The following is a 17,427-nucleotide window of genomic DNA, read 5'->3' as shown; positions in this document are numbered from 1 at the left end:
CAAATAGCCTCATATTTGCATTTTTTCATTAAACGGAAACTATATTTCTCTTTCGTTTTATCCGATATAAAAAGCCGTCTGAAGAAGTTTTCAGACGGCCTTTAGCTATTCTATTTTTAAGTAGAAATTAGCGGGCAGAGCAAGAAGTTTCTACTTTGTTGCCGTATGGGTCAGTGAAGCCGAAGAATGCTTCGCTGCCTTTTTGATGCCATTCGGCACCTTTGCCGAACAAGCCTTGGTTGGCAACATAGCGTTCGCCTGAACCTGCAACGGCAGAAGACAGGGTGGCAACTTTGTCGTCAAGGCGCAATTCAACTTGATCGGTGCTCAGGTTGCGGATTTGTACAGACAGGCCGTTTTCGCAGCTGAATGATTGAACACGGGCATCATGATCGTGTGCACGGCCGTGGTCATGATTGTGCTCGTGACGGTGACCATGGTCATGTTGATGGGCTTCGGGTGCGGCGCAGGCAGCGAGGCTCATGGCGGCGGCAATTGCAAGCAGGGCTTTTACTTTCATTTTTGACTCCTATGGTCAGTGTTGAAGGGAGAATGTAGCGGCATGTTATAAATATCTTTATGGCTTCACAATAGGGATAACCATTATTTACTTTTTCTTCCTGTTTTTGGGAGTATGGCAGGATTCGTTGTAGTTTTGATATGAATGATTAATGCCGTTTGAAAAAAAAGCCGCACTTGCGCTAGAGGTAAACGAAAGTGCGGAAAATTCAGAGAGTTACATTGAAATATGGGTTGGGCCGCTTAACGCTGGCGTGCTTTAAAGCGTGGGTTGCTCTTGCAAATAACGTACACTTTGCCTTTTCGGCGGACAATTTGGCAGTCGCGGTGTCGTTTTTTTGCAGTTTTCAGGGATGAGAGGACTTGCATCATTTATCCTTTCTGAAGGAAGACATCATGGATTGGTAACGTTGGTTGAACTTGCTGGCGCGGCCTTCGATATTGACATTGCGTTGTTTGCCTGTGTACACGGGGTGGGACGCGGAAGAAGTATCAAGCGAAAAGAGGGGATATTCTATGCCGTCTTTCCAAACCATGGTTTTGCCGTGGGTATTGGCGCATGAACGGATGAGCCATCCTTGGTCTGCGCCGCTGTCGTAAAACAGGACGGTACGATAGTTGTCCGGGTGGATATCGGGTTTCATTTCTTTCTCCAGTAAATGTTATGGTATAACATTATACTCCTAGAAAAAGAGCAGGCAAGTGTTTTTTGTTTTTCTTTATCACGGGATTGCGGCATTTTGATAAAATATGCGGTTTCAGACGGCCTTTTTTATGAGGCCGTCTGAAACATTTTGTTTTCTGATGATAGGAATATGATGTATCTGCATAAGGGTTTCAGATTGGGCGGTGCGGTAAGCAAGGTGATGCCGATTGTTCATGTATTGTCCAAGCTGGGGCTGTTGTTTTCATTGCTGTTGGCTGTGCCGACGCTGATGTCGTATTTTTATCACGACAGCGCATTTTTCGTATTTGCCTATACGGCTTTGACTGTGTTGCTGGTGTCATGCGTAACTTGGGTGCTGACGCTGCGTTTTAACCGTGAATTGCGGCCGCGCGACGGATTTACCTTGGTACTGATGCTGTGGCTGGCTTTTGCTGTCGTGGCGGCGATGCCGATTTATTTCTATATGCCGTCCATGAGTTTTACCGATGCGTTTTTTGAAGCGATGTCTGGGCTGACGACGACAGGTGCGACCGTGATTTCCGGCTTGGATACGCTGGCGCCGTCTGTAAACTTTTGGCGGCACATGCTCAACTGGCTCGGCGGCATGGGTATTATCGTGCTGGCTGTGGCGATTTTGCCGATGTTGGGCGTGGGGGGCACGCAGCTTTTCAAAGCCGAAATTCCGGGTATGGATAAAGAAAGCAAGATGGCTCCCCGTATTTCGCAAGTGGCCAAACGGCTATGGTTTGCTTATGCACTGACAACCGCCGCTGCTTTTGTGTCCTTGCATATTGCCGGCATGGGCTGGTTTGATGCCTTATGCCATGCGATGTCGGCCGTGGCTTTGGGCGGTTTTTCAACGCATGATGACAACGTTGCTTTTTTTGATTCCTTGGCAGTCGAATGGACGTTGATGTTTTTTACTGTCTGGGGCGGTATCAATTTTGCCAGCCATTTTACTGTGCTGGGCAACCGCTCTTGGCGGGTGTATTGGAAGGATGAAGAATGCCGCACCATGCTGCTGGTTTTGTCGGGCAGTATTTTGATTTCGGCATTGTATCTGTGGCAGCAGGACGTGTACCAAAGCCTTGGCGAAGCTTTGCGTTTTGTCAGCTTCAACTTTGTGTCCATCGGATTGGCCAGCGGTTTTTCCAATGCCGACTTTGCGCAATGGCCGCTGATTGTGTCGTTGTGGATGTTTTTCTTGTCGAATGTCTTGGCAAGCTCAGGCTCTATGGGAGGCGGTATTAAAAATGTGCGCGCTTTGGTGTTGTTCAAATTCAGCTTGCGCGAGATGTTGATTTTGCTGCACCCGCGTGCGGTTCGTACGGTAAAGGTCAACAACAACTCCATTCCGGATCGTATGGCGCTGACCGTTATGTCGTTCATTTTTATTTATTTTATGACGGTCATCGTATTCAGCTTTTTACTGATGGCCGCAGGCTTGGACTTTTTATCCGCCTTCACGGCAGTCATTGCCTGTATTACCAATGCCGGCCCGGGCTTGGGTGCAGTCGGTCCGTCGCATAATTATGCCGCGCTGAGCGATGTGCAGAAATGGCTGTGTGCGGCAGTGATGCTGTTGGGACGTTTGGAAATTTTTACCGTTTTAATTTTGTTTACTCCGGCATATTGGAAGAAATAAGTGTAGAAAAAGGCCGTCTGAAATTTCAGACGGCCTTTTTATAATGGCTGAATTTAAGCGTATTGCTTGAGCAGTTCTTTAAATTGTTCGCCGGTTTCAGGGTGTTTCAAACCGTAAGCTACAGTCGCTTCAAGGTAACCCAATTTGCTGCCGCAGTCATAGCGCTTGCCTTCAAATGCGTGAGCCAAGACAAACTCATGATCAAGCAGACGGGCGATACCGTCGGTCAGTTGGATTTCACCGCCGGCACCGCGGGGCAGGTTGGTCAACAAGTCAAAAATGCGCGGAGTCAGGATGTAGCGGCCGACAACAGCAAGGTTGGAAGGCGCTTCTTCCGGTTTGGGTTTTTCAACGATGTTGATAATACGTTGATAGTTTTTCAGCTGCTCGACTTCGACAATACCGTAAGAACCGGTTTGGGAAGGATCGATGGTTTCAACGCCTAAAACGCTGTTGCCGCTTTGGTTGTACACGTCAACCATTTGTTTTAGCGCGCCTTTAGGCGTATCAATCAAATCGTCTGCCAAAATAACGGCAAAAGGCTCGTTACCAACGGCTGCCTGCGCGCACAATACGGCATGACCTAAACCCAATGCTTCAGTTTGACGGATGTACATGCAGGTAATGTTGGAAGGCAGGATATCGCGAACGTGCACCAGTAGTTTGTCTTTTTGACGCAATTCCAATTCGGTTTCCAACTCGTATGCTTTGTCGAAGTGGTCTTCGATACTGCGTTTGTTACGGCCGGTGATGAATACCATTTCGGTACAGCCGGCTTCAACCGCTTCTTCAACTGCATATTGAATCAGAGGTTTGTCCACGATAGGCAGCATTTCTTTGGGGCTGGCTTTGGTTGCAGGTAGGAAACGGGTGCCCATACCGGCAACGGGAAAGACGCATTTTTTAATGGGTTTCATATTATTATCCTATTTGATTAAGGGTTATACCCCAAAAGTGTAAAGGTGTAGTCGTATGTAGTAATGATACCACATGATAAAGTATCAGTCGGTTGAAAAGGCGGATTGCTCATAGATACTGTCTTATCCCAGCAACGCCAGTAATTCTTCTTCGCTCAATACGGCTATGCCCAGCGTTTGGGCTTTTTCCAATTTACTGCCTGCTGCTTCTCCGGCGACAACGTAGTCGGTTTTTTTAGATACGCTGCCGGAAACTTTACCGCCTGCGGCTTCGATCAAGGCTTGGGCTTGGTCACGTTTGAGTGTGGGTAAAGTCCCTGTTAATACAAAGGTTTTACCTGCTACGACCTCGTTAATGCCGTCTGAAATAGTTTCATCTTGAAGATTAGACAGTGTTTGTGCAAAGAAAGTTTTCATATTTTCAAGCAGGGCTGCGTTTTGCGGTTTGCTGCGCCAGGCTTGCCAATCGGCAGGTAATGCTTTGTCAGTTTGCAGACCTTCTATGCTTTGTCCGGCGAGTTCCCACAAGGCCAGTGCTTTGGTTTCGCTGATTTTAAAATCGGGCAGACGGGCAATCCAGCGTTGCGGCTCGGCATGGCGCAGCGGCGGGATGGTAACAGCCTGGCTTTGCGGGGCAACACCTACAGCCAGCAGCTCATCTATCATCGCCTGTTGCGCTTCTTGGGCAAAAAAGTGGGCGATGGATCGGGCAACCACCGTGCCGATATCGGGCAGGCAGGCGAGGATGGGTTCGGGTGCGCGGCGGACGTGTTCGAGCGTACCGAATGCCTGCGCCAGCGTTTTGGCGGTGCGTTCGCCGACATGACGGATGCCGAGGGCAAAAAGGAAGCGCGCAAGTTCGGGCGTTTTGCTGGCTTCTATGCCTGCAAGGATGTTTTCTGCCCATTTGGTCGGCTGTTTTTTATTGTTTTTGGCAAGCAGAGTATTGCCGGTCTCGCCTTCAAAGTCTCCAATCTCACTGTTTGATGGTTCTTCTTCACTAGCTGATGCTTTGTCCGCCATTTCCTTCATTTTTTGCAGGGTCGGAATATCGAGGCGGTAGAGGTCGGCGAAATGGCGGACGAGGTCTTGGGCGACAAGCTGCTCGATTTGTTTTTGTCCAAGTCCGTCAATGTCCATGGCTTTGCGTGAGGCAAAGTGGATCAAACCTTGCGCGCGTTGTGCTTGGCAAAGCATACCGCCGCTGCACCGGGCAACCGCTTCGCCTTCTTCGCGTTCGATTTCGCTGCGGCAGATAGGGCAATGGGTGGGCAGGCGGTAGGGCTTGTGGAGCGGAACGGATTGGGTTTGGTCGGCGGACGGTGTTTCGGCAAACAAATCGTCTTGCAGGCCGTCTGAAACGGAAACATTGGTCTCCTGCATTGGTCGGCGTTCGAAAATCACGCGCACCACCTCGGGAATCACGTCTCCGGCGCGGCGTACGACAACGGTATCACCAACGCGTACGTCTTTTCGAGACACTTCATCTTGATTGTGCAGTGTAGCATTGGTTACGGTAACGCCGCCGACGAATACAGGTTGCAGGCGGGCAACTGGGGTTACTGCGCCAGTGCGCCCGATTTGTACATCAATGGCTTCGACAATGGTCAATGCTTCTTCGGCAGGGAATTTGTGGGCAATGGCCCAACGTGGTGCGCGTGAGATGAAGCCGAGTTCGCGCTGTTGCGTCAAGCTGTTGACTTTGACCACCATGCCGTCGATTTCGTATGGCAGAGTGGGGCGTTTTTGCTGCATTTGCTCGTAAAACGCCAATACTTCGTCGATATTTGGGAAGCAGCCGAAATTACCGTCAGGCAGGCTGAAGCCGAGTTCTTTACAATAGCTCAGCTCTTGCAGGTGTTCTTCTGCGATAAAACCGCCTTGTTGTCGGGCGATGGAATAGGGAAAGAAATGCAGTTTGCGCTGTGCCGTAATGCGCGAATCGAGTTGGCGTAAACTACCGGCGGCGGCATTGCGCGGATTGGCGAAAGGTTTTTGTCCGTTTTCAGCTTGTCGTGCGTTTAAAGCGGCAAAATCGGCTTTGAGCATCAATACTTCGCCGCGTATTTCGATAAGCTCGGGAATATTTTCTCCATGCAGGCGCAGAGGAATGTTGGATACGGTTTTGACGTTTTGGGTAACGTCTTCGCCTGTGGTGCCGTCGCCACGGGTTGCCGCTTGAGTCAATACGCCGTCGCGGTAGAGCAGGCTGATGGCGAGACCGTCAAATTTAGGCTCGATAACGTATTCCGGTTTTTCTCCGTTTAATCCGCCACGCACGCGTTCATCGAAAGCATACATTTCGGCATGATCGAACACGCCGTTTTCATCTTGTGGCGAGAAGGCGTTGGTCAGCGACAGCATCGGTACTTCGTGGCGTACTTCGGCAAAGCCTGCCAAAGGCTCGCCACCGACACGCTGGGTCGGGCTGTCGGGCAGTTTGAGCTCGGGATGGTTTCGCTCCAACGCTTCGAGTTCGCGGAATAATTTGTCGTATTCGGCATCGGGTACGCTGGGTGCGTCGAGGGTGTAGTATTCGTAGGCGTAGCGGTTGAGGAGGTCGGTCAGGTATTTGATACGTTGTGCGGTCAGATTCATTGTGTAATCGGAATAGAGTTTTCAGACGGCCTGATGATAGAGAGGCCGTCTGAAAATCGATGAATATTGAAGATGAAGTGATTTTACCTGAAAAAAGCGGATATGCCGTCATTGCATATCCGCTTTTTGATTGGGGAAATTTAGGAGAACAGGCGCAGGGCTTGTTTGCTGCCGGGTTTGAGGCCGACTTTAAGCATTTCTTCCTGACGGGCCAAAACGTAGTTGCGTACGTCTTTGAGCCATTGGGTGGAAACTTCTTCCATTTGGTCGTTAACCAAATCCAAGCTGAGTTGGCCGGAAAGTTTGACAGCCAAGTCCATAAATTTGTCGAAAGTTTTTTCGCCGGCCGGAACATGCGGAATATCCAGCAACATGCTGAAGCCGCGGTAGGCTTGGTTGTCCAGCAAAGGATTGGTAAACGGTTTGTTGTCCAAGGTATGGATGGAGAACAATTGAGGGTTGTTGTTGTCACCGAAGTGGAACGCGCCGTCTTCGCCCAATTTGAAACCGGTTTCTTCCACGGCGGCACGCAATTCTACGCCGCTGATGTTGGAATGGGAAACCAAGTGAATGGCGATGGTTTGGTCAACACGCGCACAGAATTGGTCGAGGGCTTGTGCGACTTCGGTGAACGCGTCCAAGTCGGTATGCAAAACTTTTCCGTCCATCAGTTGGGCAAAAGCATCAACCTGTTGGTCGAAGTGTTGCAGTTCTTCACGCGCGGCCAAACCGTTGCGGCTGACGGCTTGCAGGCCCATGACGAAGCCTTGGTAGTAAACGCCCGGAATCGGCTCGGCAACGCGGAAATGGTCGTCCATGGTGCAACCGATGATTTGGAAACGGTGGGTAGCGGAAAGGCGCGGCAGGGCGTGCAATTCTTGGGCTTGTTTCAGGGAGATGTAGGCCATGTAGTCGAAGCGCGGGTCAAACCAAGGCAATTCGACTTGAGACAATTCGTCCAGGCTGATCAATGGTACTTGTGCCACAGGCTCGGCTGCAGTTTCAACCGGAGCAGAAGCGGCTTCGGCAGGATTTATGGTAATTTCGTTGTTCAAACCGATAACGGTGTGTTGGACTTTTTCTTCTGCGGAGAAGTCGTCTTCCACGGTCAGTTCGACATCGGTTTTAAGCTGGGCAGGGTGAGCCAGTTTGGCTTTGGCCGCGTAGATTTCATCTTGTTCCTGCAGGTTGCGCAATGCCTCTTCGTTTTTTTTGTTTTTCTTGATAAACAAACCTTGGCCGCCGGTTTCTTTGCTGTCGCGGACGTGTTTGGTTTTGCTGGTCAAAAGTGCGTCCTTATCGGAATGGCCGAATTGTTCGCGCACTTGTTTGCGGTATTGGTTTTCCTGGTACATGTTGTAACCGATGACCGCCAAAAGGGCGGCGAGGGCTAAGACGATGAAAATCATGGAGTAATCACTTTTTAAAAAGGCAGCATTCCGTCTTTTTCAGGGTGCGGAATCTTGCTGCGCGGGCAGTTCGTTGGAGCCGGACTTTATGCGTCCGAATGAATAGCTGAATTATAACGAAAATAAACGGTTGTGACAGCATTATGTCTGCCAATCAGTGTTCAGGCCGTCTGAAAGTTATCCGCGCCGGACGGGAAAACCTGCTTTTTGAAGGCGAGGCCAATCGAAGAAATGTCCGGGATCGGTTTTCCTGTCCGGCGCGATGTCCTGATGACCGGTAACGGCCTGAATCGGATAATGCTCGGAAATAGCGGTCAACAAGGCTTGCAGGCTGGTGTATTGTGCCTCGGTAAAAGGCTCGAAATCGCAGCCTTCCAGTTCGATACCGATGGAAAAGGCATTGCATTTTTCTCTGCCTTGAAACGACGATATACCTGCATGATAGGCCATATCGTCGCAGGAAACGAATTGGACGGTTTCGCCCTCACGGCTGATGAAAAAATGGCTGGAGACGCGCAAGGTATGGATGATGCTGAAGAAAGGATGCTCGTCAGGGTTGATTTGGTTGGTAAACAATTTTTCCACCGCACCCGTGTTGTACTCAAAAGGAGGGAGGGAAATATTGTGGAGGACAACCAATGAGATGTTTTCATCCGGTTCGCGCGGGCTGAAATTGGGCGAATGAGTTTGGCGTGCATTCAGCCAACGGCCGTTTTGCCAAGTGTTTTTTGAAGGAGAATTCATGGTTTCAGACGGCCTTTCGGGATAGGAAAACATACGTTGGGGAATGCGGCAGGCTTAATGCGCTTGTTTTCGGTTATACTGTCGCCCGACACGTTCACAAACCAAGAATCCTACCATGTTGAAAAAATTGTTGAAATGGCTGGCCGTATTTTTGACGGCATTTGCCGCCGTGGTTGCCGCATTGTTGTTTGTTCCGAAAAACAACGGCAAGCCATACCGTATTACCATTGCTAAGAATCAAGGTATCTCTTCCGTCAGCCGTAAACTGGCTCAAGACGGCATTGTTTATAACCGTTATGTGCTGGTAGCCGCCGCGTATGTGATGGGCGTGCACAACCAACTCAATGCCGGCTCTTACCGCCTATCTGCCAAAGTATCGGCTTGGGACATTTTAAAACGCATTAAAAAAGGCCGTCCTGATTCGGTCAGCGTGCAAATTCTAGAGGGTGCGCGGTTTGCACAAATGCGCCGTATTATCGACAACACTGCCGATATTGCCCATGATACGCGCGGTTGGAGCGATGAAAAACTAATGGCCGAAGTGGCACCTGATGCCTTGAGCAGCAATCCTGAAGGACAGTTTTTCCCGGATAGTTACGAAATTGATGCCGGCGGCAGCGATCTTCAAATTTACAAAATCGCCTACCGTAAAATGCGGGAAAACCTGCAAGAAGCATGGGACGACCGTCAAAGCGGCCTGCCTTATAAAAATCCGTACGAAATGCTGATTATGGCGAGTCTGATTGAAAAAGAAACCGCACACGAAGACGACCGCGCCCATGTGGCCGCCGTATTCGTCAACCGCCTGAATATCGGCATGCGCCTGCAAACCGACCCGACTGTCATCTATGGCATGGGTGATGCGTATAAGGGCAGAATCCGCAAAGCCGACCTGCAACGCGATACGCCCTACAATACTTATACGCGCAGCGGTTTGACGCCGACACCGATTGCGCTTCCCGGTAAGGCCGCGCTTGAGGCGGCGGGTCATCCGTCTAATGAAAAATATCTGTATTTCGTCTCAAAAATGGATGGTACGGGCCTGAGCGAGTTCAGCCATAATCTTTCTGAACACAACGCCGCCGTACGCAAATATATTTTGAAGAAATAAACCGAATAGGCCGTCTGAAACATTTATAATCCCAGTTTCAGACGGCCTTTAGATTAACGATATCCATATGAAACCCAGATTTATTACCCTTGACGGCATAGACGGCGCAGGCAAATCCACCAACCTCGCCGTAATGAAAGCATGGTTTGAAAAACATAAGCTGCCCGTATTGTTTACGCGCGAACCGGGAGGCACGCCTGCCGGAGAAGCATTGCGCGAAATCCTGCTCAACCCTGCCACCCAAGTCAGCCTGCGCACCGAAACCCTGTTGATGTTTGCCGCCAGACAGCAACACTTGGAAACCGTCATTCTGCCTGCCCTGAAAAACGGCACGCATGTCGTTTCCGACCGCTTTACCGATGCAACGTTTGCCTATCAAGGCGGCGGGCGCGGCGTTCCCTTGCAAGATATTGCCACGCTTGAGCATTGGGTGCAGGGCGATTTCCGTCCCGATTTGACCTTGCTGTTGGATGTGCCTTTGGAAGTATCGATGGCGCGCATCAACCAAACGCGTGAGAAAGACCGCTTTGAACAAGAAGAAGCCGAGTTTTTCAATCGGGTGCGCGAAGTATATCTGCAACGTGCTAACGAACAGCCGGAACGCTATGCCGTCATCGACAGCAGCCAAAGTCTGGACGCGGTAAAAGATCAGATTGAAACCACGCTAGACAGTCATTTTGGATTGAATGTTTAAGTTTAAATAAAATGCCGTCTGAAAGCAGGTAGTGTGGCGAAGAAATATTATTACAGAAGTTTTTAGACATAAAACCGATTAAAACGAAATATCAAAACAAATGTAATAAATATCGGTATGCGCCACCAAAAGAACATGATAAAATTACGGCCTGTTACAAAGCCGGTCTGTTAACAAACCGACTTTAGAAGTTTAAATGTCTGAAGCAGCCCGTTTCAGACTTGTTCGCTGTAAAATCTCTCTCTCGCAAACAGGATCGACAAATGGAAAATTCATTAAAAGAAGCCGCCCTGCAGTTCCACGAATTCCCCGTGCCGGGCAAAATCTCCGTTACCCCAACCAAATCTTTGGCCACTTCTAAAGATTTGGCGTTGGCGTACTCTCCGGGCGTAGCCGCTCCTTGTATGGAAATCCATGCCGATCCGCAAACTGCCTACAAATACACTGCCAAAGGCAATTTGGTTGCCGTGATTTCCAACGGTACAGCAGTGTTGGGTTTGGGCAACATCGGCGCATTGGCCGGTAAACCTGTAATGGAAGGCAAAGGCGTATTGTTCAAAAAATTCGCCGGTGTTGACGTATTCGATATCGAAATCGATGAAAAAGACCCGCAAAAATTGGTAGACATCATCGCTTCTTTGGAACCGACTTTCGGCGGCATCAACCTCGAAGACATCAAAGCGCCTGAGTGCTTCTACATCGAACGCGAATTGCGCAAACGTTGCAAAATCCCTGTATTCCACGACGACCAACACGGTACCGCCATCATCACCGCCGCCGCCGTATTGAATGCCCTGCGTTATACCGGCCGTAAAATCGAAGAAGCGACTTTGGTGTGCTCCGGCGCAGGTGCGGCCGCGATTGCCTGCTTGAACCAATTGCTGGATTTGGGTCTGAAACGCGAAAACGTGACCGTTTGCGACTCCAAAGGCGTGATTTACAAAACCCGCGAAGACAAAGACCGTATGGACGAGTCCAAACAGTTCTACGCCATTGAAGACAACGGCCAACGCGTATTGGCCGATGCCGTTAAAGGTAAAGACATCTTCTTGGGTCTGTCCGGCGCAAACCTGCTGACGCCTGAAATGCTGAACACCATGAACGAAAAACCAATCGTGTTCGCCATGGCAAACCCGAATCCGGAAATCCTGCCTCCGTTGGCAAAAGAAACCCGTCCGGATGTGGTCATCGGTACAGGCCGTTCAGACTTCCCGAACCAAGTGAACAACGTATTGTGCTTCCCATTCATCTTCCGTGGCGCATTGGATGTCGGCGCGACCACCATCAACGAAGAAATGAAACGCGCCTGCGTGTATGCTTTGGCTGACTTGGCAATGGAAGAGGTAACTGAAGAAGTGGTTGCCGCTTACGGTAAGAAATTTGAATTCGGTGCGGAATACCTGATTCCTACCCCATTCGATTCCCGCCTGTTGCCTCGCGTTGCTACAGCTACTGCTAAAGCGGCAATGGAAAGCGGCGTGGCTACCCGTCCAATCGCCGATTTGGATGCGTATGCTGCTAAACTGGCCGGTTTGAAATTGTAATCCGGTAAGTAGTGTTTGATTGAAAATGCCGTCTGAAAGTTGTATTTCAGACGGCATTTTTGTTTGTCGCATATTTTATAGAGAGCTTAATGAAACGGCTGGAATGATGAACATGGTAAGCTGCCGATTCAAAATGGGTGTGGAAATATAAATTGCTTTCTAAAATAGGTTGCTTATTTTTGAGCCGATTTGATTTTGCAGAATTGGTATGGGTTTTAAATACAACATTTTTACCAGTCTTTAAAAAAATATCAGGCCGTCTGAAATTGGGTTTTCAGACGGCCTGAGTGAATGAAACGGTTTATTTTTGCCAATAGGTTTTGACGTTGACGAATTCGTACAGTCCGAATTCGGATAGCTCCCGTCCGTAGCCTGAAGCTTTGACGCCGCCAAAGGGGAGGCGCAAGTCGCTGCTGGTGTGGCGGTTGATAAAGACAGAGCCTGCTTGGATTTTTTCGGCGTATTTCCATGCATTTGCCGTGTCGGCTGTGTAGATACAGGCGCCGAGGCCGAAAGGTATGTCATTGGCAAGCGCAACGGCGTGATCCGGATTTTCGGCGCGTAAGATCATGGCAACCGGGCCAAAGACTTCTTCATGCCAAACGCGGCAGTTTGGATTGACTCGATCCAAGACGGTAGCCGGGTAAAACCAGCTTTGTCCATCAGGAATATAGCCGCCGATCAAACATTGCGCGCCGTGTGCAACTGCATCTTGGACCTGCTCATGCACGTTTTGGCGCAGGTCTTGGCGGTGAAGCGGAGCAAGGGTGGTGTTTGGGTCTTTAGGGTTGCCGGTTTGCAGTTTGGCACACTCGGCAAGGAAGAGCGGGATAAATTGTTCGGCAATATCTTCGGTAACAATGATGCGTTTGGCAGCGTTGCAGGATTGTCCGGCATCACGGAAGCGTGAATAGCAGGCATCGATGGCGGCACGTTGGAGGTCGGCATCGGGCAGGATGATAAACGGATTGCTGCCGCCCAGTTCAAGGACGGTTTTTTTCAGATGTTTGCCTGCATGGGCAGCCAGCAGTCGGCCGGTATGGGTCGAACCGGTGAATGCCATGGCATTGGTATCTTCGATGGCTTTAAGCGTGTCTTCATGGTTTAGCCATGCGCCGATAAGCGGCAAACCTTTTGGGACGAGGCTGAAGAGGGTTTCGCTGACGCGGGCGACACTGGGCGCAGGTTTGACCGCGCAGGCATTGCCGGCGCACAGGGCAGGGATGGCAAATCGTAAAATCTGCCAAACAGGATAGTTCCACGGCATGACTGCCAAAACAACACCTAAAGGCTCGAAGCGGACTTGGCTGAGGCTGGCTTGGGTGGCGATGGTTTTATGGGAGAGCAGTTCGGGTGCAAGGCGGACGTAGTAGCGGATAAGCTCGATGGATTTGCTGATTTCGGCGCGGCATTCGTGCAGGCAGCGGCCGACTTCTTCGCAAACCATTTCGGCGAGGCGTTCTTGGTTTTGGGCGAGGCTGTCGGCAAATTGCTGTAAGAGGGCGGTGCGCTCGATAATGCTTGATTGTGCGAAGGTTTGCTGAAGGGTTTGGAGGAGGTTTAATTCGTCGGTAAATTCGGTGTAGCTTTGTGCCGGTCGGCGGCAAATGGTTTCACTGGTAAAGACATGGGTGCTGTGAAACATGGTTGGGCTCCTTTGTTTTTATGTTTTTATGAGGCCGTCTGAAAATGTTTCAGACGGCCTTTTATTGTGATGATTGTACTTCAAGCGACCAGTTGGGGAAAAATAGATTTTAAACCGGCAACAATAATCTCTACGGAAATGGCGGCAAGCATCATGCCCATAATGCGGTTGAGGATGGTCAGGCCGGTCGTGCCCAAGCGTTTGCTGATGCGTCCGGCAACGATCAGGATGAGATAGCAAATCAGGCTGACCAGAAAGCCGGAGATGATAATCAGGGCAATATCGCTGTAATTTTTGGCGGCAGAGGAGTAAATGATGACGGTAGAAATACCGCCGGGACCGATGGTAATCGGAATGGCAATGGGGACGACGGCAATGGCTTTTTCATTGCGGCGGACTTGTTGCGCATGGTGATGCTCTTCTGAATTGGGGTCGATTTTGGGCTTGGCCGGATTGTCGTTGCCGTTCATCAAGGAGATGGCAATCAATAAAACCAAAATGCCGCCGCCGACTTGGAAAGAGCCTACGCTGATGCCGAGTACTTTCAATAAGATACCGCCGCTCAGTGCAAAGACGACAATCACGATGAAAACGGCCAGTGCGGCAGTACGCGCAATTCTGCGTTTTTCTTTGGTGCTGTGGTCTTGCGTCAGGTCAAGATAAATCGAGAGTGCGCTGAAGGGGTTGATCAGTACAAGAAGTGCAACGAGAAGTTTGCCGATTTCTACACCTAATTCCATATTATTCCTTGCTTTCAGTCAGATCGTCGTTGTCCATATTGCGATGGCGGAGGTTTTTATGTTCGTTGGCGATACCCATCAACAGGGCCAGCACCACCATGATGGAAAGCGTAGCCGTACCGCCGTAGCTGACCAGGGGAAGGGGGACGCCGACAACGGGCAAAATACCGCTGACCATGCCCATGTTTACAAAGGCGTAGCAGAAGAAGGTCATGGTCAATGCGCCTGCCAAAGTACGGCTGTAAAGGGATTGCGCTTGTGCGGCAATCCATAATCCGCGTGCCAAAATGATAAGGTAAACCAGCAGCAAAAGGATATTGCCGATCAGACCGAACTCTTCGCCGAATACTGCGAAAATAAAGTCAGTCGTTGATTCGGGAATATAGTCCAAATGGGTTTGTGTGCCGTTGAGCCAGCCCTTACCCCATACGCCGCCAGAGCCGATGGCAATCATGGATTGAATGATGTGGTAGCCTGCGCCTAACGGGTCTTTGGTCGGGTCGAGCAGGGTAAGGACGCGGGTTTTCTGGTAGTCGTGCATGCCGTAGTTCCACAAGAGCGGCAGGGCGGCCACAAAGGCAATAATAGCGGCAAAAATGGCTTTCCAGGGCAATCCGGCAAAAAAGATGACAAAAATGCCCGAAGCCATAATCAGCGCGGCCGTACCGAGGTCGGGCTGCTTCAAAATCAGGGCGACAGGAACAAGAATCAGTACGAGGGCGATAATATAATGTATCCATTTCAGACGGCCTTCATAGCGTTGGAAATACCACGCGACAGTCATGGGAATACCGATTTTCATGATTTCGGAAGGTTGGATACGGGTAAAGCCGAGGCTCAGCCAACGGGTCGAACCGTTTACGGTAACGCCGGCAACTTCGACGCCAATCAGCAGCAATACGCCGACAATGTAAACAGGCAGGGCAACTTTGGCGGCCGTTTGCGGCTTAAATACGGCGATAATCCATAACAGGGCAAAGCCCAAAACGGTATGGATGGTTTTGTTTTCCAATTGGCCGAACTCTTGTCCGTCTGCAGAATAGAGCAAAAACAGGCTCATGATGTAGATGGCGAGCATGGCAAAAAACAGCCAAGGGTCAATCGGGGCTGCAATGGTGGATTTGAACGTTTTCCACGCTGATGTGTTATTCATGGTGAACCTCCGGCTGTGGGGCAGGGCTTGTCGGAGTCAGTCCGTAGGCAGATTGGAAAATGCTGGTAATAGGCTGATGTTTATCAGTTTTTTCAGTTTTGGCCGAATCTGTTTCGAGGCCGTCTGAAAACTGTTGCGGCTTGACGTGAAGCATATAAAAATCAGTCATTTCACGTGCCAATGGCGCGGCATACGCACCCCAGCCGCCGTTTTCCAAAATAACGGCAATGGCGATTTCAGGTTTTTCCAATGGCGCAAACGAGATAAACCATGCGTGGTCGCGGTGTTGTTCGCGCAGGGCTGCGGCATTGTAGCGGCTGCCTTGTTTGATTTGTACGACCTGGGCCGTACCGGTTTTACCGCCCATCGTATAAGCGAGTCCGCCACCGATACGGTGTGCCGTACCGCCCGGTTTCAATACCTTCTCCATTGCGCGTTTGACGTATTCGAAGTTGTCGGTTTTAAACGGAATTTGACGTTCGGGATTAGGATTGATGCGGGTAATTTTGCGCGCGCCGAAATCCAATATTTCTTTGACCAAATGCGGCTGATGGACAACACCGTTGTTGGCCAGAGATGCTGTCGCATGTGCCATTTGCAAAGGCGTGTAGGCGTTGTAGCCTTGGCCGATACTGACGGAAACCATTTCGCCGGCGCGCCATTCTTTGGCGGTCGGGTCGGAAGATTTGGCAAAGCGTTTGGCTTTCCATTCGCGGCTGGGCAAAACGCCTGTGTATTCGCTGGGCAGGTCAATGCCGGTTTTTTGGCCGAAACCGAATTGCGCCAAATACGGAGAGGCTTTGTCGATACCCATTTCATAACCCAAGCGGTAGAAGAAGGTATCTGAGGATACTTGAATGGCTTTGCTCAAGTTGGCCGAGCCGTGACCGCTGCGGACAGAGTCGCGGAAAATATGGCGGCTGCCGGGTATGCTCCATGCGCCGGGGGCTGGGACGATGGTGTTTTGAGTGATTTTACCGCTTTCCAACAAAGCCATGCCCATAAAGGGTTTGAATGTAGAGCCAGGTGGATAGAGGCCTTGGGTAACGCGGTTGATCAAAGGCTTTTTCCAATCGTCATTCAGCATTTTCCAAGTATCGCTGTCGATGCCGTCAATAAAGAGGTTGGGGTCGAAAGATGGTTTGGAAACAAATGCCAAAACAGTACCGTCTTGCGGATTAATGGCCACCAATGCGCCACGGCGGTCGCCCAAGATTCGGTCGGCTTCCTGCTGCATACGGATATCCATTCCTAGGCGCAAGGTTTGCCCCATTTTGGACGGGACATTTTTCAATACGCGGACGATATTGCCGTAAGCGTCTTTTTCGACTTCTTGATAGCCTGGAACGCCATGAAGCTGGTGTTCGTAATATTTTTCCAAGCCGGATTTGCCGATATGCGTACTGCCGCGGTAGAGGGCGGTCAGGCCTTCTTCTTCCAGCATTTCTTTGTCTTTATCGCTAATACGGCCGATGTAGCCTAAAAAATGGGAAGTCAGCTTGCCGTAAGGATATTCGCGGAATGTGCGTGAATTGACCTCTACGCCTTTGAATTCGCGCAGATGCACAGACAAGCGTGCGGCCTCTTCATCGGTCAGCTTGAGCTTGAGTGGGATATTTTCAAATTTTCTATAGCTTTCGCGGTATTTTTTGAAGCGTTTTAAATCTGTCGGCGTGATATCGACGTATTTTTTCAATGCTTCAATGACATCTTCTATCTTGCCTTCGATACGGCTGGGAATAACTTCAAGCGAAAAGACGGGATAGTTTTTGGCCAAAGGAACGCCGTTGATGTCGACGATTTCGCCGCGTACGGGCGGAGTTGGAATCAGGGTGATGCGGTTGCTCGATGCCTGACCGGAAAACTCATTGTGTTGAGTCACTTGTAAGTAAAAGAACCGCGCCAGCAAGATGGAAAAGAAGATGACAATCAGGATAAAAGCAACGAGCAGGCGTAATAGGGCATCGGCTTGTGCTGCCTGAGCGGAAGGTTTTTGGGTATGTTGACCACCGGAAAGACGGCGTGGAAGAATCGGTTTCAT

At 50.1% G+C, this 17,427-nt stretch carries 15 protein-coding genes; 4 read left to right on the top strand and 11 right to left on the bottom strand.

Annotated elements, in window-relative coordinates; all coding sequences use genetic code 11:
* Positions 1-127: 127 nt before the first annotated feature.
* The 3 genes from ACTHUG_RS04585 to ACTHUG_RS04575 form a co-directional block, all read right to left on the bottom strand.
* Positions 128-520, bottom strand: coding sequence for an MliC family protein (locus tag ACTHUG_RS04585; RefSeq protein ID WP_070822369.1), 393 nt, complete (start codon positions 518-520; stop codon positions 128-130).
* A 242-nt stretch (positions 521-762) separates the two neighbouring features.
* A complete protein-coding gene (ykgO, locus tag ACTHUG_RS04580; protein ID WP_003685279.1) occupies positions 763-888 on the bottom strand; it encodes a type B 50S ribosomal protein L36 in 126 nt (41 codons plus the stop codon).
* Positions 888-1,163 carry a type B 50S ribosomal protein L31 gene (locus tag ACTHUG_RS04575; RefSeq protein WP_003747294.1) on the bottom strand — a complete coding sequence of 92 codons (276 nt, stop codon included), beginning with the start codon at positions 1,161-1,163 and terminating at the stop codon, positions 888-890. The genes ykgO and ACTHUG_RS04575 overlap by 1 nt, the downstream gene beginning before the upstream one ends.
* Positions 1,164-1,334: 171 nt before the next feature.
* On the opposite strand from ACTHUG_RS04575, the gene ACTHUG_RS04570 reads away from it, so the two are divergent.
* The gene (locus ACTHUG_RS04570) at positions 1,335-2,831 is read left to right on the top strand and encodes a TrkH family potassium uptake protein (protein ID WP_440386210.1); all 1,497 of its coding nucleotides are present in this window, start codon (positions 1,335-1,337) and stop codon (positions 2,829-2,831) included.
* Between the two features lie 53 nt (positions 2,832-2,884).
* Here ACTHUG_RS04570 and galU read toward each other — a convergent pair whose 3' ends face one another.
* The 4 genes from galU to ampD form a co-directional block, all read right to left on the bottom strand.
* Entirely contained in the window at positions 2,885-3,748 is an 864-nt protein-coding gene (gene galU / locus ACTHUG_RS04565; RefSeq protein ID WP_440386211.1) for a UTP--glucose-1-phosphate uridylyltransferase GalU, read from the bottom strand.
* 123 nt (positions 3,749-3,871) lie between these two features.
* A complete protein-coding gene (ligA, locus tag ACTHUG_RS04560; RefSeq protein WP_440386212.1) occupies positions 3,872-6,346 on the bottom strand; it encodes an NAD-dependent DNA ligase LigA in 2,475 nt (824 codons plus the stop codon).
* A 140-nt stretch (positions 6,347-6,486) separates the two neighbouring features.
* Positions 6,487-7,755, bottom strand: coding sequence for a cell division protein ZipA C-terminal FtsZ-binding domain-containing protein (locus ACTHUG_RS04555; RefSeq protein WP_440386213.1), 1,269 nt, complete (start codon positions 7,753-7,755; stop codon positions 6,487-6,489).
* Positions 7,756-7,932: 177 nt separating this feature from the next.
* Complete coding sequence (ampD, locus tag ACTHUG_RS04550; protein ID WP_440386214.1) at positions 7,933-8,499, bottom strand: 1,6-anhydro-N-acetylmuramyl-L-alanine amidase AmpD; 567 nt, start codon at positions 8,497-8,499, stop codon at positions 7,933-7,935.
* Between the two features lie 115 nt (positions 8,500-8,614).
* On the opposite strand from ampD, the gene mltG reads away from it, so the two are divergent.
* From mltG to ACTHUG_RS04535, 3 genes are all read left to right on the top strand, one after another.
* Complete coding sequence (gene mltG, locus ACTHUG_RS04545) at positions 8,615-9,610, top strand: endolytic transglycosylase MltG (protein ID WP_440386215.1); 996 nt, start codon at positions 8,615-8,617, stop codon at positions 9,608-9,610.
* A 67-nt stretch (positions 9,611-9,677) separates the two neighbouring features.
* Complete coding sequence (tmk, locus tag ACTHUG_RS04540; protein ID WP_440386216.1) at positions 9,678-10,304, top strand: dTMP kinase; 627 nt, start codon at positions 9,678-9,680, stop codon at positions 10,302-10,304.
* Positions 10,305-10,567: 263 nt separating this feature from the next.
* Positions 10,568-11,848, top strand: coding sequence for a malic enzyme-like NAD(P)-binding protein (locus tag ACTHUG_RS04535; RefSeq protein ID WP_004520118.1), 1,281 nt, complete (start codon positions 10,568-10,570; stop codon positions 11,846-11,848).
* A 301-nt stretch (positions 11,849-12,149) separates the two neighbouring features.
* On the opposite strand, the gene ACTHUG_RS04530 is transcribed toward ACTHUG_RS04535, so the two are convergent.
* The 4 genes from ACTHUG_RS04530 to mrdA all read right to left on the bottom strand — a co-directional run bounded on the left by ACTHUG_RS04530 (position 12,150) and on the right by mrdA (position 17,427).
* Positions 12,150-13,493 (bottom strand): aldehyde dehydrogenase family protein, encoded by a 1,344-nt coding sequence (locus tag ACTHUG_RS04530; RefSeq protein ID WP_440386217.1) that lies wholly within the window; start codon positions 13,491-13,493, stop codon positions 12,150-12,152.
* Positions 13,494-13,573: 80 nt separating this feature from the next.
* Positions 13,574-14,233 (bottom strand): MarC family protein, encoded by a 660-nt coding sequence (locus ACTHUG_RS04525; RefSeq protein ID WP_036490425.1) that lies wholly within the window; start codon positions 14,231-14,233, stop codon positions 13,574-13,576.
* A gap of 1 nt (position 14,234) precedes the next feature.
* A complete protein-coding gene (gene rodA / locus ACTHUG_RS04520) occupies positions 14,235-15,386 on the bottom strand; it encodes a rod shape-determining protein RodA (RefSeq protein WP_440386218.1) in 1,152 nt (383 codons plus the stop codon).
* Positions 15,379-17,427: a penicillin-binding protein 2 gene (gene mrdA / locus ACTHUG_RS04515; RefSeq protein WP_440386219.1), complete on the bottom strand. Its 2,049-nt coding sequence runs from the start codon at positions 17,425-17,427 to the stop codon at positions 15,379-15,381. Before mrdA ends, rodA begins: the two co-directional genes overlap by 8 nt.

Origin of the sequence: Neisseria sp. P0022.S009, from assembly GCF_051956675.1 — a bacterium.
Lineage (GTDB): Bacteria > Pseudomonadota > Gammaproteobacteria > Burkholderiales > Neisseriaceae > Neisseria.
Note: the sequence above shows the minus strand (reverse complement) of the source record. Positions and strands in the feature narration are given on the sequence as shown.